Genomic DNA, 22,743 nt, shown 5'->3' with positions numbered 1-22,743 from the left:
CTCGAGTCAAGCTCAGCACTACTTCTACCTTCCTTACGCTTCATCCCCTAAATCGTTACATGCTCAGCCTTAATGTTAAAAATTTTATCACTCAACAACTAAAATCATATTGTATTACTATTGAGCTGTAGTAATATTGTAGTACTAAATAATATTCACTCTACCTGCGTAAACCGGATCGGACGCAGATAAAATGTACGGGGATGCAAATGTCGAATGTTTTAGGGGCTTACGCGTTAGGGCTTGATTACGGCTCAGATTCAGTTCGCGCGTTATTGGTGGATACCCAAACGGGCGCAGAAGTAGCAACAAATGTGGTGTACTACCCACGTTGGAAGAAGGGGCTTTTTTGCGATCCTGCCAAGAATCAATTTAGACAACATCCCCTCGATTACATCGAAAGCCTTATCGAGGTAGTACAAGGACTCTGGGCAAAAGCTCCCAGTGGCGCCGCGCAAAGAGTCTGCGGTTTGAGTGTTGATACCACAGGTTCAACCCCAATTGCGGTTGATGAATCCGGTGTTGCCTTAGCCTTAAAACCAGAGTTTGCGAGTAATCCCAATGCTATGTTTTTGCTTTGGAAAGATCACAGCGCGATTCTCGAAGCCCAGCAAATTACCGCTGCGGCAAACAATGCAAGCGAAAATTACCTGAAATATGAAGGAGGAATTTACTCCTCCGAATGGTTTTGGGCAAAAGCGCTATTCGTACTGCGTCACGACACAGAAGTCAGACAAGCCGCCTATAGCTGGGTCGAGCACTGTGATTGGATCACTGCATTAATAACGGGCACCACACATCCAAAAGTCTTTAAGGCAGGGCGCTGCGCCGCCGGTCACAAAGTGATGTGGCATGAGTCATGGAATGGTTATCCGCCGAATGACTTTTTCGTTGGCATCGACCCTTTACTTGATGGTTTAAGAGACAAATTACCGCTTGAAACCTGCACATCTGACAAAGTTTGCGGCCAGCTAACACCAGAGTGGGCACAGCATTTAGGACTATCGACCGAGGTTATCGTTTCTTTTGGCTCATTTGACTGCCACGCAGGCGCCGTTGGAGCCAATGTTAAACCTGGTGTCTTAACCAAGGTGATGGGGACTTCAACCTGCGACATTACGGTCGCCAGTTATGAAGATATTGGTGAGCGTTGTATCAAAGGCATTTGCGGTCAAGTGGATGGCTCAGTATTGCCCGGGATGATAGGGCTGGAAGCGGGTCAGTCAGCCTTTGGCGATCTCTACGCTTGGTTTAGGGATCTCACCGCATGGCCGATGCAACAGCTCGACACTTCAGCCTTATTTGATGACAACACCAAAGCCAAACTCATTCAGCAACTCGAATCTGAAACCCTGACAATGTTAGGCAACGCGGCCGCGAAAATCCCCGTTGGCGAGACTGGTATTGTCGCGCTGGATTGGATTAATGGACGTCGCACCCCCGATGCCGACCAATCTGTTGCCATGGCTATCACAGGCTTAACCATGGGCAGCCAAGCACCGCAAGTCTTCAAAGCTTTAGTGGAAGCCAGTGCCTATGGCGCACGTGCCATTATCGAGCGCTTCAAACAAGAAGGCGTTTGCATTGACCATGTGGTCACCATTGGTGGGATCTCGAAAAAATCCGACTTCATTATGCAAACCTGCGCCGATGTGTGGAATTGCAACATAGATGTACTCGAGAGCGAGCAAAGCTGTGCCCTAGGCGCCGCTATTTATGCTGCAACTGCAGCCGGGGTTTATCCGAATGTGCTGAGTGCCCAAGCTGCCATGGCCTCAAACGTTGCGAAAACCTATCAGCCAAATCCTGAAAACGCAGAGAAATATCAAGCGCTTTACCAAGGGTACTTAGCCCTTGGCCACTATGTTGATGGAGCGAAATAAGATGTCTTTTTTAGAGCTAAAACGCGAAGTATACGAAGCCAACATGGAGCTTGAGAAACGCAAACTGGTGACTTACACCTTTGGCAACGTTTCACAAATTGACCGCCAACTCGGCGTGATTGGTATCAAGCCCAGCGGCGTGCCCTATGAAGATTTGAAGGTTGAAGATATTGTGATTGTTGACCTTGAGAATCAAATCGTAGAAGGGCGCATGCGTCCTTCATCCGATACCAAGACACACACCTATTTGTATCGCCAGTGGCAGAGTATTGGTGGCATTACCCATACCCATTCGACCTATGCAACCGCCTGGGCGCAAGCGCAGATAGCGATTCCCTGCCTAGGCACGACACAGGCCGATTATGTGTACGGTGAAATCCCATGCACAGCGGTGATGCGCAACGATCAGATCAGCCGCGACTATGAAGAAGAAACCGGCGTGCAGATCCTCGATTGTTTCGCCGACCGAGATCCCAACGAGTCACCCATGGTGGTAGTAGCAGGCCATGCACCGTTCACTTGGGGCGCGAATGCGGCTAAATCTGTGTACCACGCTGTGTTGCTCGAAGAAATCGCTCGGATGGCGTATCTCACCAAAACCTTATCACCAGGTATTAGTCAGTTAAAACAAGAGCTTATTGATAAGCATTATTTGCGTAAGCATGGAAAAGACGCTTATTACGGCCAAAGCAAGTAATTGCCAGTCGGGTCTCATTTCAAACTAGAGAGAGTAATATGAAAGCCTTCAAACAAAAACAAGTGTGGTTTATCACGGGTTCGCAGGATTTATACGGCCCAAAAGTATTAGAGCAAGTCGCTAAAAACAGTGAGCAAATTGTTCATGGCTTCAATGAATCATCCGCCATTTCCATCGAAGTGGTGTATAAGCCAACCGTCAAATCCCCACGGGAAATTCACGCCGTATGCCAAGCGGCCAACAGCGATGAAAACTGTGTTGGCGTTATTCTGTGGATGCACACTTTCTCTCCTGCCAAGATGTGGATTGCAGGCCTTAATGAATTAAGCAAGCCATTCATGCACTTACACACGCAGTTCAATGCTGAGCTCCCTTGGAGCGAAATCAACATGAACTACATGAACACCCACCAAAGTGCTCACGGTTGCCGCGAATTTGGTTTTATCGGCACTCGTATGCGTAAAGAGCGCAAAGTGGTTGTAGGTCACTGGCAATCGAGCGATGTACAAGCACAAATCGATGATTGGTGCCGCGCAGCGGCAGGTTGGCACGAGAGCCAAAACCTGCGTATCGCCCGCTTTGGCGACAACATGCGTCAAGTGGCCGTAACCGAAGGCGACAAAGTTGCCGCACAAATTCAATTCGGTTATGAAGTGCACGCCTACAGCTTAGGTGAACTCAATGAGGCGATTGCAGACATTGCCGAAGGCGATGTAACCGCACAACTCGACCGTTACGCCAGCGAATACCAAGTAGGTAACGAGCTATTTGGCGATGAATACCAATTAGACCGTTTAAGAAAAGAAGCCAAGATTGAACTCGGCTTAACCCAATTCTTAACCCAAGGTGGATTTGGTGCCTTTACCAACTGCTTCGAAAACCTCACTGGCATGACAGGATTACCCGGACTGGCTACTCAACGTCTGATGGCGAACGGTTTCGGTTACGGCGGCGAAGGTGACTGGAAAACGGCTGCCATGGTGCGCATCATGAAGGTGATGGGCCAAGGCCGTGCCGGTGGTACTTCATTTATGGAAGACTACACCTATAACTTTGGCGCGACTGACCAAGTTCTTGGCGCCCACATGTTAGAAGTGTGCCCATCGATTGCTGCTGCAAAACCGCGTTTAGAAGTTCACCGCCACACCATTGGTGTGCGTTGCGACGTGCCACGTCTATTGTTCACAGGTAAAGCGGGCCCAGCAATTAACGTATCGACTATCGATTTAGGCAACCGTTTCCGTATCATTCTCAATGAATTAGATACAGTGACACCACCACAGGATCTGCCAAATCTGCCTGTCGCGTCAGCGCTGTGGGAGCCTCGTCCGAATTTAGCGGTTGCCGCCGCGGCTTGGATCCACGCCGGTGGTGCTCACCACTCAGCTTACAGCCAAGCCATCACGACGGATCAGATTGTCGACTTTGCTGAAATGGCCGGTGCTGAACTGGTTATCATCGATGCCGACACTAAGATCCGTGAGTTTAAGAATGAGCTTCGCCAAAATTCCGTTTATTACGGTTTAGCAAGAGGTTTATAATTCTCGCGCAGCAACAAAGCCGCCTTCGGGCGGCTTTCATTTTTCTGGCACCATTCATTTCATAGGGTTAACACAGATGTATACAGAATTTGACGGCATTATCTTCGATATGGATGGCACCTTAGTCGACAGCGGTCAGTTGCATGAGCAGGCATGGCGACAAACCTTGAATCACTTTGGGATCCCGGTAGAGCCAGCACTGATGCGCTCGTTAGCGGGTGTGCCCACCATTGGCACCTTAGAGATTCTGATCGCCCATTTTGGCGTCACGCCAACGGCTAGTTGTGAGGCCATGAACGAGTATAAAGAAGCCCTAGTGCGCGACACTATGCATTTATATGTGAAACCGACAGCATTAGCCGAATTTGCCAAGCAGAATCAGGGCAAACGCCCAATGGCGGTCGGCACAGGCGCCTACACAGAGGAAGCAATTCAAATCTTGACCCTATGTGGATTGTTGGAATTAGTCGATTATGTGGTGGGCGCCGACCAAGTCGCGTCACCCAAACCTGCGCCCGATACCTTTTTACGCTGCGCCGAACTGATGGGCATAGCGCCTGAGCGCTGTATCGTATTTGAAGATGCGAAGGCGGGCATCCAAGCCGCCGAAGCTGCGGGGATGTTTGTGGTCGATGTACATGCCGAATTACAGATTGAAAATGACTATTTCCTAGGCACTCGGTAGCCGTTGCGAGCTTGTCCAATCACTGGCTAAAACGCAAAATTAGGCTTTACAATGTAAAAGTTTGGGGTAAGGTAGGGACAGTAAGTTTGAGGAAATTCCCATAAATTCTTAGCGTTAACAAAATTTTTATTACCTTTATCAGGAAAGGTAGTATCATAACATTTGTTTATCAGCGTTAAGCACCTTATCCAGCTGATTGGATTGAGTACAGAGATTGAGAGTTAAAGAGGGCACTATGGCAAATCAGGCAAATAACCGTCCGCAGAATATCCATAACTGGGTGGCAAGCGAATTAGGTTCTCGCATTGTGGGCGGCTTTTATGCGCCAGGTGAATATATCCCTAATGAAAATGCTATCTGTGAAGAGCTGGAAGTGTCACGCACCTCCTTAAGGGAGGCCTTTAAGGTGCTCACGGCAAAAGGGCTTATTGAATCTCGTCCTAAACTTGGCACCCGCATTCGTGAGCGTCGCCACTGGAACATGTTCGATCCGGTGATCTTAAACTGGTTTTCCCAATCTAAACCTTCGCCCGAGTTTTACACTTCTCTCTATGAAATCCGTGAAGTGTTTGAACCCGCAGCGGCGGAACTGGCGGCGAAAAAACGCACCCCTGAGCAGCTTGAGGTGATTGCGGCGGCCTATGCCAAGATGGAAGCGGCCGAATTAGGTACGGATGAAGTCTATACCTCGGATATCGATTTCCACATGGCAATTTTAGATGCGACCAATAACGAGTTTATGGTGTCCCTCGGCGTGTCTATCCAATCTGCGCTGCTCGAAATCTTTAGACTCAGTAGCACAATTCAGGATGACTTTATCCAATCACTCCCAGGCCATAAGGCCATTTATACTGCGATTGCCGCAGGAGACAGTGAAGGGGCGAAAGCCGAGATGAATAAATTACTCTCAACGTCTCAAGATACAGTGCATAAAAATATTGAGCGTAAATAACGAGTTATTCATTTTGAACGCACTCTACCCATAAAAAAGGTGAACTTAGGTTCACCTTTTTTACTTTGGCACGAGCAAAAAATAGGATTACTGCGGCTCGCTAATGCCTTCGCTCGTCATATGAATGCGCTGTAGGGTGCCATCGGCATTGTAATGCAATGGGTCAATTGCCACTGAACGTCTAAACTCACCGCCACCATCCTGCGATGCGCCGGTATGGTAGATAAAGTAGGATTTACCTTTAAATTCAATAATCGCTTGATGGTTTGTCGGCGAGTTGCCCGCCACTTCATTTAAGATGCCTTGGTACTTCCACGGCCCCTGAATGCTATCACTGGTCGCATAGGCAATTTTTTCAGGGAAGCCTGAAGCGTATGAAAGATAATAGGTTTTATCTTTTTTATGTACCCAAAGCGCTTCGGTAAAGTTAGGGACATCAATGGCGTGTATTGGGCCATCGAGTTCAATCATATTGGGTTTTAACTTGGCAAATCTTGGCTTAGTGTTGCCCCAAAACAGATAGGCTTGCTTGTCATCATCGATAAAGACAGCAGGATCGATATCATCCCAATCAATCTCGGTATCTGTGGTCATGTCATTGGTGATAAGGGCGCTGCCGCGGGCATCCTTGAAGGGGCCAAGTGGACTATCTGCAACCGCGACACCAATAGCAAAACCATTGATTTTGTTGTGCCTTGCCGTGACATACCAGTAAAACTTACCTTCTTTTTCGATCACATGGCTAGCCCATGCATCTCCTTTAGCCCAGCTGAAATCTTTCACAGATAACTTGCTGCCATGGGCCGTCCAATTGTGCATATCCTTAGAGCTAAAAACGAGCCAATCATGCATTTCGAAGAAGGTGCGATTGTCCTTTGCAACGTCATGGCCAGTATAAAGATAGACAGTATCTTGGTGCACTATGGCGGCAGGATCGGCGGTAAATACATCCGTAAACAGAGGGTTAGCAGCAATAGCTGCAGTGCTGACACTCGTACTCAATGCCAAACACACACTCAAAAATGCCTTTTTCATACTTCCTCTATTGTTTTTTGATATTTTGGTATTATAGTAATACCAATACTTTTACGTGCTAGCAATATTAAAGTACAAATTGTTAACTCAGGGCATTAGGTTCGTCCGTTTGTTTTATGTTGAGTGTTACTCAATCGTTCGGGCAGGGCATATGCCTTGGAAGACGAAGGTGTCATATGAATAATAAAAAACCGAAAACACTTCGTTCGGCTAGTTGGTTTGGTAGTGATGACAAAAATGGTTTTATGTATCGCAGTTGGATGAAAAACCAAGGCATACCCGAGCATCACTTTCAAAATAAGCCTGTGATTGGTATTTGCAATACCTGGTCAGAATTGACGCCCTGTAATGGTCATCTACGGGAATTGGCGCAAAGAGTAAAGAATGGCATTCGGGAAGCGGGTGGCATTCCAGTGGAGTTTCCGGTGTTTTCGAATGGTGAGTCCAACTTACGTCCAAGCGCCATGCTTACCCGTAATCTCGCGGCCATGGACACGGAAGAAGCCATTCGTGGCAACCCCATCGACGGTGTTGTGCTGTTAGTGGGATGCGATAAAACGACTCCGGCTTTATTGATGGGCGCGGCCAGTTGTGATTTACCGACAATCGTTGTTACCGGTGGTCCCATGCTCAATGGTAAGCATAAGGGCAAGGATGTCGGTTCGGGCACACTCGTGTGGGAACTGCATCAAGAATATAAAGCGGGCAACATCAGTCTCGCCGCATTTATGAATGCCGAAGCGGATATGTCACGCTCAACGGGCACCTGCAACACTATGGGCACAGCATCGACCATGGCCTGTATGGTGGAAACCCTTGGGGTGAGTTTGCCACACAATGCAGCCATTCCTGCGGTGGATTCTCGCCGCCAAGTATTGGCGCATATGTCGGGAATGCGAATTGTGGACATGGTCAAAGAGGATTTGACCTTAAGTAAAATTTTAAGCCGTGATGCTTTTATTAATGCCATCAAAGTCAATGCTGCCATTGGTGGTTCAACCAACGCCGTTATCCATTTAAAGGCGATTGCCGGCAGGATAGGGGTTGAGCTCTCACTCGATGACTGGCGCCATGGTTACACAGTACCGACCATAGTGAATCTTAAGCCTTCGGGTCAGTACTTAATGGAAGACTTTTACTACGCAGGTGGCCTGCCAGCAGTATTAAGGCAGCTGTTTGAACATGATTTACTGAGCAAAAACACGCTTACAGTCAATGCAGCTAGCCTCTGGGACAATGTCAAAGAGGCGCCTTGTTATAACCAAGAGGTGATCATGTCATTTGAAAATCCCTTGGTTGAAAATGGTGGCATTCGCGTACTGCGCGGCAATCTCGCGCCCCGAGGCGCTGTGATCAAAACTTCAGCCGCCAGCGCACACCTGATGCAACACCGCGGTAAAGCCGTGGTGTTTGAAAGCTTCGACGATTACAACGCTCGCATCGGCGATCCTGAATTGGATATCGATGAAAACAGCATTATGGTGCTTAAAAACTGTGGCCCGAAGGGATATCCGGGCATGGCTGAGGTCGGCAACATGGGACTGCCACCTAAGTTGTTGAAAAAAGGAATTAAGGACATGGTTAGGATTTCTGATGCACGCATGAGTGGCACCGCCTTTGGCACAGTTGTGCTGCATGTTGCCCCAGAAGCACAAGCCCTTGGGCCACTGGCCGCCGTTCAAAATGGTGACATGATAGCGCTAGATACCTATGCCGGAACGTTACAGCTAGAGATCAGTGACCAAGAGTTACAAGCCCGCCTTGCCAAACTGGCGACGGTGAAATCCATTCCTGTGAATGGTGGCTATCTCTCGCTTTTTAAGGAGCATGTTCTCCAGGCGGATGAGGGATGTGATTTTGATTTTCTCGTGGGATGTCGAGGTGCAGAGATACCAGCACATTCCCATTAAATATGAACTCGTTTTCTTTTATAATAAAACCAGATAATTATTTTAATAAAAGGTTGAGTTATGAAGTTGACTAATCAATACCCGAGTTTACAAGGGAAAACCATTTTTATCAGTGGTGGCGCAACGGGTATTGGAGCTTGCTTGGTTAATGCTTTTTTAGAGCAGGGCGCTAAGGTGGCATTTGTCGATATTTTAGTTGAGGAGTCGACTCAACTCGTCGCAGACCTTAAGCAGACTCAACCAGAGGCCAGCGTAAAATTTTATCACTGCGATCTTGTCGATATCGCCGCCCTCAAGCGTGTGATTACTCAGGTCGAGGACGATTTAGGTCCAATCTCGGTATTAATTAACAATGCCGCGTGCGATCAACGCCATAGCATCGACGAAGTGACCCCAGAATATTGGGACCAATGCCTAAACACCAATTTGCGGCATTACTTTTTCGCCGTACAAGCGGTCAGACCGCAAATGCAGCGCCTCGGCGGAGGTTCAGTGATCAACTTAGGTTCAATGAGTTGGCACAATCGGCAAGCGGGCATGGCGGGTTACACCGCATCTAAGGCTGGCGCCATGGGCTTAACCCGAGGATTAGCTGCCGATTTAGGTAAAGATAAAATTCGGATTAATACCTTAACGCCGGGTTGGGTGATGACAAAACGTCAACTCACACACTGGGTAGATAAAGATACGGCAAAACATATCGAAAATAACCAATGTATTAAAGAATATGTAATGCCCGAAGATATTGCTGCTATGGCGTTATTTTTAGCAGCAGATGATAGCAAACTCTGCACCGCACAGAATTTTATTGTCGATGGTGGTTGGATTTAAATATCACAATAAAATTTCAGCTCATTAAATAATGAGGTGAGTGCTGAGTTTATTTTAAATAAAAGGTAAAGCACTCACCATGCAACTTTCTGTTACTAAAAAAAGCCTACAACATGCCGCATTTGCGGATGAATTACAATTAGTCACGCTCACCAATAGCCACGGGCTTGAAGTGGTTCTGTCAAATTACGGCGCCAGTATTTGGTCGGTCAAACTTTATGGTCAAGCGCAAGAACCTATTTCATTAAGTCTTGGCTATCAAGATATTAAAGATTGGGCAACTAATCCGTATTATTTTGGTATTACCGCCGGCCGTGTCGCAAATCGCATTGGTAAAGCACAATTCCCCTTAGCAGGTAAAACAATTCAATTAGTCGCCAATGAAGGCAACAATCAACTTCACGGCGGACCTAAAGGATTAAGCCATTGCACTTGGCAGGTTGAGACGCTGCAGGACAATGACAGTGTGGCGGCGGTTTTCAGCATTATCAGCCCCGATGGCGATCAAGGATTTCCGGGTAATCTTGCCATTAAGCTCGAGTATCGCCTCAATGAAAACAATGAATTAACTCTGAACTATCAAGCCGTTTGTGATCAAACCACCCCCGTCTGTTTAACCAATCATGCTTACTGGAATCTTGCCTCCAACAAACACCAAGGCATTTTAGGGCACGAACTCTCCATTCAAGCCAGCCATTTCCTGGCACTCGATAATGAACAGATCCCAACGGGCGAATTAATCTTAGTCGACGATGGCGCATACGATTTCAAAAAACCGAAGCTAATTGCCACGGATATTAAGCAATTAACCAATGGTTATGATCATTATTTTGTGATGGATAGAAATCCAGACAATAAAAACAGTTTGCAGACTATTGCGGTGTTAAAAGATCCGCTTTCTGGCCGAGAACTCGAAATTAGTACCACTGAAGTCGGCGTGCAATTTTATAGTGGGAACTTTCTCGATGGCAGCCATATTGATGATGAAGGTTATAGCATTAATCAATTCCATGGCCTGTGTTTAGAAACCCACGGTTATCCGAATGCGGTAAACATTGACCATTTCCCGAGTGTCATGCTTGAGGCAAATACTCAATATCAACAAATTACGGTACATAAGTTTAAGAATATTTAATTCAATCAAGGCGAAATAACATTTATTTGTACGAGTTGGCCTGCTGTTAACAGCAGGCTAGGGGATCTCTGTTACCTAAAATTATAAAGGGAATAATAATGAAACATAATAAAATCATTACCGCATTGGGATTATGGGCTGTCAGTGCAACTTGTGCCTACGCCACCACGGTGGGCTTTTCACAGGTTGGCTCCGAGAGTGGTTGGCGCACCAGCTTTAGTGAAGCGGTCAAGGCCGAAGCCAAACAGCGTGGCATCGATTTAAAATTTGCCGACGCTCAGCAAAAACAAGAGAACCAAATCAAAGCCGTGCGTAGCTTTATCGCCCAAGGCGTGGATGCCATTATTATCGCTCCCGTGGTAGAAACAGGCTGGAAACCCGTGCTCAAAGAAGCCAAACGTGCCCATATTCCTGTGGTGATTGTCGACCGTAATATTAAGGTCGATGATGACTCCTTATTCCTTACCCGTATCGCCTCCGACTTTACCGAAGAAGGCCGCAAGATTGGCCAATGGCTAATGGATAAAACCCAAGGCAACTGCGATATCGCCGAGTTGCAGGGCACAGTAGGTGCAACCGCAGCGATTGATCGCGCCGCCGGTTTTAACCAAGTGATTGCCAATTATCCCAATGCCAAGATCGTTCGTAGCCAAACCGGCGAATTTACCCGCGCTAAGGGTAAAGAAGTGATGGAAGGTTTCCTTAAGGCGCAAAACGGTCAGCCACTGTGCGCCGTGTGGTCGCATAACGATGAAATGGCCCTTGGCGCCGTGCAAGCCATTAAAGAAGCCGGTTTAAAACCGGGCAAAGATATTCTGATTGTCTCAGTGGATGGTGTTCCCGATTACTTTAAGGCGATGGCCGATGGCGATGTTAATGCCACGGTTGAGCTTAGCCCATACTTAGGCGGCCCAGCGTTCGATGCTATCGATGCGTACCTGAAGGGCAATAAGGATCAAGCCAAGCTTATTAGCACCACGGGTGATGTATTTACCCAAGAAACCGCTGCCGCAGAGTACGAAAAGCGCCGCCAGCAATAATCCCATTGACGCTTTCTTGGGGAATAGCGCTATGAGCCTTATTTTAGAACTCAAGCAGATCAGTAAGCATTATCCGGGCGTCAAAGCCCTTGAGGATGTGAGCTTACGGTTATTTGCAGGGGAAGTTCACGCCCTATTGGGCGAAAACGGTGCGGGTAAATCAACCCTGGTGAAAGTAATGACAGGCGCCCAGTCGAAAGACATGGGCGACATCCTCTTTCAAGGTGAGCCGCAACACTTCAACACACCAATGGACGCGCAAAAGGCGGGGATCAGCACGGTTTATCAGGAAGTGAACTTAGTGCCTAACCTGACCGTGGCACAAAACCTGTTCCTCGGTTACGAACCGCGCCGCCTTGGGCTGATCCATTTTAAAAAAATGTATGCCGACGCGCGGGCCGTGTTAACCCAGTTCAAGCTGGATATCGATGTTAGTGCACCGCTGTCGGATTATTCCATCGCGGTGCAGCAACTGATCGCCATCGCCCGCGGCGTAGCCATGTCGGCCAAGGTATTAGTGCTCGATGAGCCTACGGCGAGCTTAGATGCCAAAGAAGTGCAAGTGCTGTTTGGGATCTTAAACCAGCTCAAAGCCAAGGGTGTGGCTATCGTCTTTATCACTCACTTCCTCGATCAGGTTTATCAGATAAGCGATCGCATTACCGTGTTACGTAACGGGCAGTTTATCGGCGAATATCTGACGGCAGAACTGCCACAACCTAAGTTGATTGAAGCCATGCTCGGGCGTTCTCTGCAGGAGCAATTGGTTGATAAACAGGAAAAGGAGCGCACAGTCACCCGCGCTGAGGCTGTGCTCTTGTCCCTCAAAGATGTGTCGGTAAAAGGTTCAATCCAATCGATGAATCTCACCGTGCCAAAGGGGCAGGCAGTTGGACTTGCGGGGCTGTTAGGCTCTGGGCGCAGCGAAGTGTGCAACGCCGTTTTTGGGCTGGACTTGGTCGATAGCGGCAGTATTCATTTGGCTGGCCAGAAATTGAATCTGTCACAACCCGTGGATGCAATCAGCGCTGGAATCGCCCTGTGCCCAGAAGATCGCAAGATTGACGGCATCATCGGCCCTTTATCGATTCGTGAAAACATCATACTCGCGCTGCAGGCGCGTATCGGGTGGTGGCGGTATCTATCTAAAGCTCGGCAGCAGGAAATTGCCCAGTTCTTTATCGATAAATTACAGATTGCGACCCCTGATGCGGATAAACCCATAGAACAGTTGAGTGGTGGTAATCAACAGAAGGTGATCCTCGCGCGTTGGTTAGCCATCGAGCCCATCTTGCTCGTGCTAGATGAGCCGACCCGCGGCATCGATATTGGCGCCCACGCCGAAATCGTCAAACTTATCAGAATCTTGTGTGATGAAGGCATGTCGCTGCTGGTTGCATCGTCTGAGCTCGATGAGCTCGTGGCCTTTTCAAATAAAGTCGTGGTATTACGCGACAGATATGCAGTACGTGAACTTTCAGGAGCGGAATTAACCTCGCAACACGTAATGCAAGCGATTGCGGAGGGATAAATGAAAAGCTCAGCCGAAACCCTATCATCCACACGCATATCCGCCGATTTGATCTCACCCCAGATGAACGCATCTGAGGCGCATTCATCTGAGCGGCAACCGCGGATGCAGGAAAGTCATAAGACCATGGTTCAAGAAAAAAACGCCCGTTACCAAGCGGGCAAGTCGACCTCCATTGGTCGATACCTGTGGCCACTATTGGCCTTAACTATTCTGTTACTGGCCAATCTGTTTATTGACAGCAGTTTCTTCAATATCAGCTATCAAGACGACAGACTCTATGGCTCCTTGATTGATATTTTAAATCGCAGTGCACCCGTGGCGCTGCTCTCCATTGGTATGAGTCTCGTGATTGCCACTGGCGGAATCGACCTGTCGGTTGGTGCCGTGATGGCGATTGCAGGCGCAGTTTGCGCCAATCTACTGTTAGTGCCGGATATCAGCTTAGTCACCGTTATCGCAGCAGGCTTGATCGTTGGGCTCTTAGCTGGCTGTATTAATGGCGGTCTGGTGAGTTTCTTAGGCATTCAACCGATTGTCGCGACCTTGCTGCTCATGGTGGCGGGGCGCGGTGTCGCTCAGCTTATCAACCAAGGGCAAATTATCACCTTCCAGCACCCAGGCTTTGCCGCCATTGGCGTGGGCCAGTTTTTAGGCCTGCCGATGCCAGTGTGGATTGTGATTGGGATGCTAACCTTCAGCCAATTACTGCTGCGTAAAACCGCTTTAGGGCTTTTTATCGAAGCGGTTGGTTGTAATGCCAAGGCAAGTCGTTACCTTGGGATCAACGATAAATCCATCAAACTGTTTGCCTATGGCATTGCGGGTCTGTGCGCGGCGTTGGCCGGCATGATCAGCACCGCCGATATCCAAGGCTCAGATGCGAATAACGCCGGGCTTTGGCTTGAGCTCGATGCCGTGCTCGCCGTCGTGATTGGCGGCGCAGCGCTCACGGGCGGGCGTTTCTCGTTAATCTTGTCAGTCGTCGGCGCGCTGATCATCCAGACCTTAGCGACCACCATTATCGTCAGCGGTTTACCCGCTAAGTTTAACCTGCTGATCAAGGCCATCGTTATCCTGACCGTGCTGCTGTTGCAATCGGCTAAATTTAGGCGCCAATTGTCGGCGCTGTTCACATCCAAGCGTCAAGCGGATGCCAAACCAGCAGAAAAGGGCACAAGTGCAAAAGCCAGTACCGCAACAGGAGAAAAACTATGATAGCAAGACGTTTTATCCCGCTGTGGATCACCGCCTCATTATTACTGACCATGTTTCTGGTCGGCACCTTTCAGTTTGACGGTTTTGCCAGTGGCCGAGTGGTTACCAACCTGTTACGTGACAATGCGTTCCTATTGATCACCGCATTAGGCATGACCTTAGTGATTATCTCTGGCGGGATCGATCTTTCGGTTGGCGCCGTCATCGCCTTAAGTGGGGTCGTCACTAGTTTATTGATCACCGAGTACCAGTGGCATCCATTGTTGGCCTTTGCGGTTATTCTGCCCTTGGGCACTCTGTTTGGCGCACTCATGGGCACCATTATCCATGTGTATAAGTTGCAGCCATTTATTGTGACGCTTGCGGGGATGTTCTTAGCGAGGGGCTTAGCGACGACGCTCAGCGAGGAGTCGATTGCCATTGACCATCCATTTTACGATGCGGTGGCCGAGATGAGCATTGCACTGCCAGGCAATGGCGCGCTCGATTTAAGCTCGCTGATCTTTATCCTGTTCTTTGTGATTATCGCCGTGGTTATGCATTACACCCGTTTTGGTACGAATGTGTATGCCATTGGTGGCAATCAACATTCCGCCGAGCTAATGGGGATTTCCATCGCTAAAACCACCATCAGTATTTACGCCATCAGTAGCTTCCTGGCAACGCTGGCGGGTATTGTCTTTACCTTTTACACCTTTTCTGGCTATGCGCTTGGCGCCATTGGCGTCGAACTGGATGCCATTGCGGCCGTGGTCATTGGCGGCACCCTGTTAACTGGCGGCAGTGGCTTTGTGCTCGGCACTGTGCTTGGGGTGATTTTGATGGGGGTGATTCAAACCTATATTACCTTCGATGGCAGTTTAAGCAGTTGGTGGACCAAGATTGTCATTGGCCTGTTACTGTTCTTCTTCATCCTGTTACAGAAACTCTTGAATGGACGCAAAACACAACATGGATAATAGTCAACATAACCTGCCCGTCTTTCGACGCTTGCCTTTGACCTGTGGCTTACTCGCCGCATTGGCGTTGCCATTAGCGCAAGCTGTGCCTGTACTTGAGATTCACCGCGCACAATCCCACAGCGCCACGGCGCAAACCCTAGATGCGAATGCGCCCTTTATCGAGAGAAGGGCGGATCCTTGGGTGATACGCGACGATGACGGCAGTTACTACTTTATTGCCTCGGTGCCTGAGTTTGACCGCATCGAACTTCGCCACGCCAAAACCATCGACGGTTTACGCCAAGCTACACCTAAAACCCTGTGGCACAAGCATGAAACTGGCCCCATGAGTATCGATATTTGGGCGCCTGAGCTGCACAAAATCGATGGTCGCTGGTATATCTATTTTGCGGCCAGCAATAAGGATGTGCGTTTTCATAACCGCATGTTTGTCTTAGGACTCGAGGGCGACTCACCGATGACAGGCCAATGGCAAGAGCTTGGCAAGTTACAATCGGCACAGGATGCCTTCTCCCTCGATGCGACCAGCTTTAGCCTCAAGGGCGAGCGTTATTTTATTTGGGCGCAGCAGGACAAAGCCAAGCGTTACAACACCGGCTTAGTGATTGCAAAAATGCTATCGCCAACTCAACTCTCTGATAACGAAACCATTATCAGCGAGCCCTTATTGGATTGGGAACGTTTAGGCTTTAAAGTCAACGAGGGCGCTGCTGTGTTGGTTAAAAACGGTAAAGTCTTCGTGACCTATTCCGCCAGTGCCACGGATGACCGTTATGCCATGGGGCTGTTATGGGCCGATGAAAATGCCGATTTACTCGATCCCAAGAGTTGGCATAAATCGCCAAGTCCAGTCTTTACCACTGAGCCGAGCTTGAATCGTTTTGGTCCTGGCCATAATAGTTTTGTGCTGGCAGAGGATGGTAAAACCGAGCTGATGTTTTACCATGCTCGTAATTACCTTGAGCTGCAGGGGACACCATTGACCGACGGTAATAGACACACTTACTACCGCGCTATTCGCTGGTCGGCGGACGGTTTCCCAGTATTTGATAATCAGCACAGCGATAGCCAAACCTTTAATCAGCAAGACACGCAATCCCGCGAATAAGCGAAATGCGTTTAATAGACACGAACAGCACACTTAAGTAATCGAAATAGACAGGTTTTCCATGATAAGAGCAACAAACAGCCCCCTAGTCGAGCAGCGCGCCGATCCCTTTGTGTACCTACATAGCGACGGTTATTACTACTTTACGGGCTCTGTTCCGACCTACGATCGGATTGAACTGCGTAAATCCAAGACCTTAGACGGCTTGAAAGACGCCCAAACCTTCGATATCTGGTTTAAACACCAAAGCGGCCCAATGAGCCGCCACGTGTGGGCGCCCGAGATCCATTATCTTGACGGCAAATGGTACATCTACTTCGCGGCCAGCGAAGAGGAAAATATTTGGGCATTACGCCCCTATGTGCTTGAGTGTCTAGGACAAGATCCATTAAATGATGAATGGATTGAACTTGGCATGATGCAGGCGGCCGAGGGAGATAATAAATCCTTTATCGACTTTTCCTTAGATGCGACCATTTTCGAAAACAACGGTAAGCGTTACTTCTGCTGGGCGGAGAAAACCGGTGGACAATTTGCGGCATCCAACCTGTATCTTGCGGAAATGGCATCGCCCATCAAGTTAAAGACGGCGCAATTTATGCTCACCACCCCAGATTATGATTGGGAGCGCGTCGATTTTTGGGTTAACGAAGGGCCTGCAGTACTTAAACACCAAGGTAAAATCTTCATTACTTTCTCAGCCAGCGCGACAGGTGCTTGTTATTGCATGGGTTATATGGAGGCCGATGAGCATGCTGATCTGCTCGATCGTAACTCCTGGAATAAAACCCGCCAGCCAGTGCTGTGCACGGATGTCGACAAGCAAATCTTCGGCCCTGGTCATAACAGTTTCACCGTGGCAGAAGATGGTGTAACGCCCATCTGTGTTTACCATGCCCGTGATTATGAACATGCGGTGGGCGATCCTAGCGTGGTGCCAAAGACAGATACCCGTCCATTAGCGCAAATCATTAAAGATCCACTCTATGATCCCAATCGCCATGCGCGGACGTTAGCGGTGTCATTTGATGAGAGCGGACGCCCCTTGTTCAATCTCTACTAATTGATTTGCCACCACAAATGATGTGATAACCGCGGGGCACGCTTCAGCAGCCCCGCTTTTTTATGCCTGACTCATGCACTATTGCTTAGGTAAAACGCGATTTTTAGGCTCGCACGCACAACAAGCTATTCCGCTCGCTATTTCAATCACTTAACCGATTCAATCTTTGAACCTATTGATGTTATATTGCCGCCCGAGCATTCACATGGTGGGCAGAAGTACTGCCTGCGTGTGGAAGTGAATATCAGTGATGATGATTTTGCCAAGTTCGAGAAGTAGGGAAATGGCGATAAACATAGACAAACTTAATGCAAATATTGAAGCAAGAATGGATGAGTTTGCTCAAGAACTCACTCAGGCACTTGCGAAATATTACGATTGGTGGCTGTCACAATATCCGGCGCAGACCCTCTACGGTTTTTGCCTATACAGCACGCCCTTAGTGGAATATTTAGGCGTCACCCTTTTCACCGAGGAAGGCCTGACGGCCGTCGCAGAGCAATATCAAAACGATGATCGTTTTCGGCATAAATCCCTCGCACAGCTTAAGCAAGCGCTGCGCTGGTCGGCCTGCGACTCTCCACATCACAATGAAAATGAAGACATTTTTGAAGCGATTAACGACAAACTGCAATTGCTGCAAGAGGAAGCTGAGGCGCTCGAGTCCGAAGAGGCATACGATGCGTACCTCAAAGCCTTGTACGCCATATTAGTCAGGGTGCTCAATGAGGTTAAAGCCATGCGCCCGCTAAACCCGCTGGCAATATTGTTCTCCGTCTGGTTTGGCGATCAAAGTTATGCTGATATCGATTATTTTGTTCAAAGTTGCAATGATAAAGAGATGGTCGCTCGTTTTTATCAGCAATGGCGTTGAATATTGCCAACAAAAATTTTCAACTCAATTGGCTTATTTCGTCTATTACCGACGAGGTCCCACTCAATATTGACTGAAATGGTGACTGAAATATTGACGACTAGTGGTTGTTATTTACGGCGAGTCGCATAGGGCCACCAGCAAACATTAGCTAGTGCCAGGCGTAGAAACTCTGGGTAAGGGGATAAAAACAAGGGAAAGCGTTTCACTTTCCCTTATCTGAATCAGTGTTTTAAGCTCGAGTGCCTACATGCGCTCGGGATGCTCGCTTACAGAGTCGAGGTCGACTCACTTTTTAGTAGGCGCACCTCATATAAACCGCCAGCAATCGAGCCCGGTTTTGCCACAAATTTTACCCTGAAGGGCACTGTGCTATCCGAAAGCATGTCGGCGGGAATAGGGTAGTCGACGTTGTAAAATATCGGCCCCTTATCGGCAGGCAGAGTGACTTCGGCAAGGCGTTTATCGTTGATCAAAATGTCGAAACGTCGCCCAGCATCCAAGCCAAAGTAGGTTAAGCGCAATATGGGTTGCGGTTCACCTTTGGCATCGAGTTGATAGCTAAACCAATCCTCGGCATGGCGCCAATGGCGATTACCATTAAGGCCCGCTTCACTCTTTGATGCCTTAAAGAAATGATCCGACTCAGGTTGCTGCTCACCGGGCTGCACACTATCTAAGGTTTGCGCCATCAGCTTGGCTTCCATCTGGGCTTTTTGAGCTAACTCTTGCTGTTTTTGTTGCCATTCATCGGGAGCGCTCTGGCCAAAATACAAGGTATAGCGGCTGTCATGCAGGCGAAAGAAGGGGATCAGCGTGATGGGGCTCGCTTGATTTGTACGGGCTTTCCCCGTGGTAAATTGCAGCTGACTCATGGGCTCACGGCGGATATCGGTTAAAAAGCGGGTGCCATCACTGATAAAAATTGGCGCCTGACTGGGTTCGCACATAGGGCCACTGGCAATATGCCCCATGCGACTGGCATCGCCGATAAAGTTTAAGGCTTCATTGGCGATAGGCGCCGTTTTTGCCGCTAGCACAATTGGCCCATAAAGCACTGAGTAATAGGCGGTTTTATCGGGAAGCTGCTCAAGACTAATGCCCATGGGTAAGGTGATGGTCACGCTATCGCCCTTGCGCCAGTGCCGTGTTAAGGGAATATATTGCCCTTGAGTCGGTGTAAACCTTTGCGGCTCGCCATTAATGCTCACGGTCACGTCCCCCTTAGCCCATGTGGGATAGCGCAGATTGAGGGTAAAGTCCGCCTCCTGATGGATAATCATCTGCGAAGTATTGTCATCGGGAAACTGAGTTTTTTGGCTAAGGCTGATGCCCTTGGCTTTCCAGTTGACCTCGGAGTCGACAAACAGGTTCACAAACAGATTGTTGTCCTCCTCGGCATAAATGAGCTCGCCGTATTTAGCATGGTTTTCTATACCTGAGCCGACACAACACCACATACTTTCCTGCGCCGAGGAATAGACGCGGTAATGGTCTGGGCGCATTGGCGTAAAATACACTAGGCCGCCAGTTTGTGGATGCTGGGACGAGAGGATATGGTTGTAGAGTGCGCGCTCGTAGTAATCGATATAACGTAAATCACGTTTGTTTTCATAGAGTAATTTAGACAGTTTCAGCATGTTGTAGGTATTGCAGGTCTCAGGGCCTTCTACCGAATCGAGCATACTGCTGAAGTCTTCGCTGGGATGAAAATGCTCGCGCACACTGTTGCCACCGATGGAAACGGTGCGCTGGTGAACCACTTGCTGCCAAAAGTAATCGGCGCTTTCTAACCAGGCCTTGTTATGACTGAGCTCGGCAATACGTGCCACACCCACAATTTTAGGAATTTGTGTATTGGCATGTAGGCCCGTCAGTTTATCTTGATGCTTCAACAGGGGTTGTAACAGGCTTTGATCCGTATAGCGATTCGCAAGATTTAAGTATTTGTTTTGACCTGTAATGCTGTACACATCCGCTAAGGTTTCATTTAAGCCACCGTATTCGGTGCGCAGCATAAGCTGCAGCTGCTCATCAGTTAGATTGCGACTTAAATCCAGCATCCAATCGGCAAAACCGACGAGCATTTTCTTCGCCGTAGGATTTTGAGTATAAAGATAGGCATCCCGCAGGCCCGCAAATACCTTATGCAGGTTATACCAAGGCACCCATGATTGGTTGAGCGTAAACAGATCCGCTTCGATATGACCAGCGGCGACCTGCTGCCATAATTTGTCTCCATGGGGGACACCGCCCACGTAACCATTGCCATGGGCCTGTTGGCACTTTTCCAACTCGGCCACCATGTAGTTGAGTCGCTCAAGCACCGCCTGATCGCCCGTAGCAGCATACATAAGGGCCAATGCCGATAGATAATGCCCACCGATATGGCCATCGAGGCCCGTATTTTCCCAATTGGGGTAGTTGTCGGCCGTAGTCGCAATTCCCGCTTCCTTACGGTAAGGGGCCAGTAGTCGCTCGGGATCCATCGACATGATGTAAGCCAAATCGGTCTGCTGGGCATGCAGAAACGGCCCGGCTGTGAGGCGCACATCGTTTAGGGGAATGGGGGTAAGGCTAGCAAAACTTGGCTGGGATACGAATGGGCAAGTTAATGGCAATAACAGGCAAAGGCCAAACAATCGGGCAGTGTTCATCTTGGCTCCCTTTATTATACGGATTGGAGTTTTACGTTTGGATTAACTCAGTTTTTGCGTGATAAAAAAGCCCCTGGGTAGGGGCTTAGGGTGTTATCGCAGATAGATTACGCCGATACTTGAGGCGCTGCAGTCTTAGGCGTTACTGCCTCAGAGGCTTCAGAGCTAGAGGCTAGAGCCTTAGACGTCAGGTTGGCGTCCGTTTGGCTTGAATGGGCCTGCTCGGGTAAAGCCTGTTTGATTTCTTCATAAACGCGGTCAGAAATCTTGTATTTGAACATCAGTAAGCCCATCAGCGCGTGGAATGCGCCAGGGATCACCGTCAGCATTAACGAAATACCGGTCAACGCAAACTCGCTTTGGGTTTCACCGGGTTGATAGTTGAAGTAGGTCAGCAGCATACCCACCACAAATCCCGCCGCGCCCATACCCGCTTTTTGGGCGAATGAAATCCCGCCAAAGGCAAGGCCAGAGACCCTGTGGCCCGTTTTGACTGTGCCATAATCCACCGACTCTGAAATCACCGACCAGAAGACTGGCGCATGTAAATCCACCACGAATGAAATCGCAAAGTAGAGTACAAAGGCCAGCACTATGTCGCCCGGCTGCACGGCAAAGAACATGATGGCGCTTAAGATCCCAACCACGATTTGGCTATAGCGGAAGAGTTTTAGTTTGCAGTAACGCTTTGTGATCCAAGTTGAAGCGACCATGGCCAGAATCGCAGCGCCCACACCGGTCGACAGGAATGCCGAAAGCATTTTCGCATCGCCGCCCAAGTAATAGGTGGCGTAGTAGGCTGCTACCGAGCCGCGGATCACATAGCCAATGGTGCCAATCACACAAATCGCGACTAACACTAACCATTGATCGTTTTTGAACAATAATCGCAGTTGCATGCCAACAGGCTTAGTTTCCACCTTGTAGGCCACGCGCTCTGTGGTAGTGAAAAAGCAGAATAAAAATAGTAGTGTCGCCATCAATGCCATCACGCCCATGGCTTTTTGATAGCCCGCGGCAATGTTCTCACCGCCCCAAGATGACGCCAACATAGGCACGATAATGGTCACTAAAAAGGCGGCAATCTTAGCGAAGAACAAACGATAACCGTTGGCGGATAACCGCTCTTTTGGATCGTCGGTGATCACGCTGATAATCGAAATATATGGAATAGTCACAGTGGTGAAAATGATAGTGACCAGAATATAGGTCGAATAGGCCCAGATAAGTTTGGCATTGTAATCCCAATCCGGGGTTGAGAAGGTTAAGAAAACCGAAATACCAAAGGGAATCGCCATAAACAGGAAGTAGGGGCGATATCTTCCCCAGCGGGTCGTCACTTTATCGTTAATAATGCCCATTAAAGGATCGGTAATGGCATCGATAAGGCGAACCAACAGGAACAATATCCCGACATCGGCGGGTTTTAACCCAAAAATATCAGTATAAAAGAAGGTAATAATTAACATCATTGACGAAATCACCACGTTAACGGCCATGTCCCCGGAGCCGTAACCGATCTTTTCAATGACTGACAATTTATAAGAACTCATCAGAAATCCTTATTATATTTATTATAAACAGTGAGTTATTGTGTTATTTTGCAATTTACCGCATTCGC

At 48.5% G+C, this 22,743-nt stretch carries 18 protein-coding genes; 15 read left to right on the top strand and 3 right to left on the bottom strand.

All coding sequences use genetic code 11. The features are described 5' to 3' along the window. The first annotated feature begins 209 nt into the window (after positions 1-209). The 5 genes from CF168_RS10390 (at position 210) to CF168_RS10370 (ending at position 5,758) form a co-directional block, all read left to right on the top strand. Complete coding sequence (locus CF168_RS10390; protein ID WP_089067790.1) at positions 210-1,883, top strand: ribulokinase; 1,674 nt, start codon at positions 210-212, stop codon at positions 1,881-1,883. A 1-nt stretch (position 1,884) separates the two neighbouring features. Then, positions 1,885-2,580 carry an L-ribulose-5-phosphate 4-epimerase gene (locus tag CF168_RS10385; RefSeq protein ID WP_089067789.1) on the top strand — a complete coding sequence of 232 codons (696 nt, stop codon included), beginning with the start codon at positions 1,885-1,887 and terminating at the stop codon, positions 2,578-2,580. A 38-nt stretch (positions 2,581-2,618) separates the two neighbouring features. Continuing rightward, a complete protein-coding gene (gene araA, locus CF168_RS10380) occupies positions 2,619-4,121 on the top strand; it encodes an L-arabinose isomerase (protein ID WP_011717043.1) in 1,503 nt (500 codons plus the stop codon). A gap of 76 nt (positions 4,122-4,197) precedes the next feature. Further along, on the top strand, positions 4,198-4,806 hold the full coding sequence (locus CF168_RS10375; RefSeq protein WP_011717044.1) for an HAD family hydrolase: 609 nt from the start codon (positions 4,198-4,200) through the stop codon (positions 4,804-4,806). A 235-nt stretch (positions 4,807-5,041) separates the two neighbouring features. Further along, positions 5,042-5,758 carry a FadR/GntR family transcriptional regulator gene (locus tag CF168_RS10370; protein WP_011622747.1) on the top strand — a complete coding sequence of 239 codons (717 nt, stop codon included), beginning with the start codon at positions 5,042-5,044 and terminating at the stop codon, positions 5,756-5,758. A gap of 87 nt (positions 5,759-5,845) precedes the next feature. Here the strand turns inward: CF168_RS10370 and CF168_RS10365 are convergent, their stop codons facing one another. Beyond that, the gene (locus CF168_RS10365) at positions 5,846-6,793 is read right to left on the bottom strand and encodes a glycoside hydrolase family 43 protein (RefSeq protein ID WP_011626170.1); all 948 of its coding nucleotides are present in this window, start codon (positions 6,791-6,793) and stop codon (positions 5,846-5,848) included. A gap of 176 nt (positions 6,794-6,969) precedes the next feature. Here CF168_RS10365 and CF168_RS10360 point away from each other — a divergent pair, with 176 nt between their 5' ends. The 10 genes from CF168_RS10360 to CF168_RS10315 all read left to right on the top strand — a co-directional run bounded on the left by CF168_RS10360 (position 6,970) and on the right by CF168_RS10315 (position 18,465). Beyond that, positions 6,970-8,703: an IlvD/Edd family dehydratase gene (locus CF168_RS10360; RefSeq protein ID WP_089067788.1), complete on the top strand. Its 1,734-nt coding sequence runs from the start codon at positions 6,970-6,972 to the stop codon at positions 8,701-8,703. A gap of 60 nt (positions 8,704-8,763) precedes the next feature. Further along, positions 8,764-9,534, top strand: a complete 771-nt coding sequence (locus CF168_RS10355) for an SDR family NAD(P)-dependent oxidoreductase (protein ID WP_086904278.1) — start codon at positions 8,764-8,766, stop codon at positions 9,532-9,534. 79 nt (positions 9,535-9,613) lie between these two features. After that, positions 9,614-10,669, top strand: coding sequence for an aldose epimerase family protein (locus CF168_RS10350; protein ID WP_089067787.1), 1,056 nt, complete (start codon positions 9,614-9,616; stop codon positions 10,667-10,669). A gap of 98 nt (positions 10,670-10,767) precedes the next feature. Next, entirely contained in the window at positions 10,768-11,709 is a 942-nt protein-coding gene (locus CF168_RS10345; protein WP_011622752.1) for an ABC transporter substrate-binding protein, read from the top strand. A 31-nt stretch (positions 11,710-11,740) separates the two neighbouring features. Next, positions 11,741-13,240 carry a sugar ABC transporter ATP-binding protein gene (locus CF168_RS10340; RefSeq protein ID WP_089067786.1) on the top strand — a complete coding sequence of 500 codons (1,500 nt, stop codon included), beginning with the start codon at positions 11,741-11,743 and terminating at the stop codon, positions 13,238-13,240. After that, the gene (locus tag CF168_RS10335) at positions 13,241-14,458 is read left to right on the top strand and encodes an ABC transporter permease (RefSeq protein ID WP_089067785.1); all 1,218 of its coding nucleotides are present in this window, start codon (positions 13,241-13,243) and stop codon (positions 14,456-14,458) included. Further along, positions 14,455-15,417, top strand: a complete 963-nt coding sequence (gene yjfF / locus CF168_RS10330) for a galactofuranose ABC transporter, permease protein YjfF (protein WP_011622755.1) — start codon at positions 14,455-14,457, stop codon at positions 15,415-15,417. Before CF168_RS10335 ends, yjfF begins: the two co-directional genes overlap by 4 nt. Further along, a complete protein-coding gene (locus tag CF168_RS10325; RefSeq protein WP_089067784.1) occupies positions 15,392-16,528 on the top strand; it encodes a glycoside hydrolase family 43 protein in 1,137 nt (378 codons plus the stop codon). Before yjfF ends, CF168_RS10325 begins: the two co-directional genes overlap by 26 nt. Before the next feature lie 61 nt (positions 16,529-16,589). Next, positions 16,590-17,591: a family 43 glycosylhydrolase gene (locus CF168_RS10320; RefSeq protein WP_089067783.1), complete on the top strand. Its 1,002-nt coding sequence runs from the start codon at positions 16,590-16,592 to the stop codon at positions 17,589-17,591. Between the two features lie 283 nt (positions 17,592-17,874). Continuing rightward, the gene (locus tag CF168_RS10315; RefSeq protein WP_089067782.1) at positions 17,875-18,465 is read left to right on the top strand and encodes a DUF4303 domain-containing protein; all 591 of its coding nucleotides are present in this window, start codon (positions 17,875-17,877) and stop codon (positions 18,463-18,465) included. Positions 18,466-18,734: 269 nt separating this feature from the next. Here the strand turns inward: CF168_RS10315 and CF168_RS10310 are convergent, their stop codons facing one another. Both CF168_RS10310 and CF168_RS10305 read right to left on the bottom strand, forming a co-directional pair. Further along, complete coding sequence (locus CF168_RS10310) at positions 18,735-21,122, bottom strand: glycoside hydrolase family 127 protein (RefSeq protein ID WP_089067781.1); 2,388 nt, start codon at positions 21,120-21,122, stop codon at positions 18,735-18,737. 107 nt (positions 21,123-21,229) lie between these two features. Continuing rightward, a complete protein-coding gene (locus CF168_RS10305; protein ID WP_089067780.1) occupies positions 21,230-22,675 on the bottom strand; it encodes an MFS transporter in 1,446 nt (481 codons plus the stop codon). Positions 22,676-22,743: the final 68 nt, after the last annotated feature.

Origin of the sequence: Shewanella bicestrii (assembly GCF_002216875.1) — a bacterium.
Lineage (GTDB): Bacteria > Pseudomonadota > Gammaproteobacteria > Enterobacterales > Shewanellaceae > Shewanella > Shewanella seohaensis.
The sequence above is the reverse complement of the archived record's forward strand: the minus strand, read 5'-3'. Positions and strand labels throughout refer to the sequence as shown.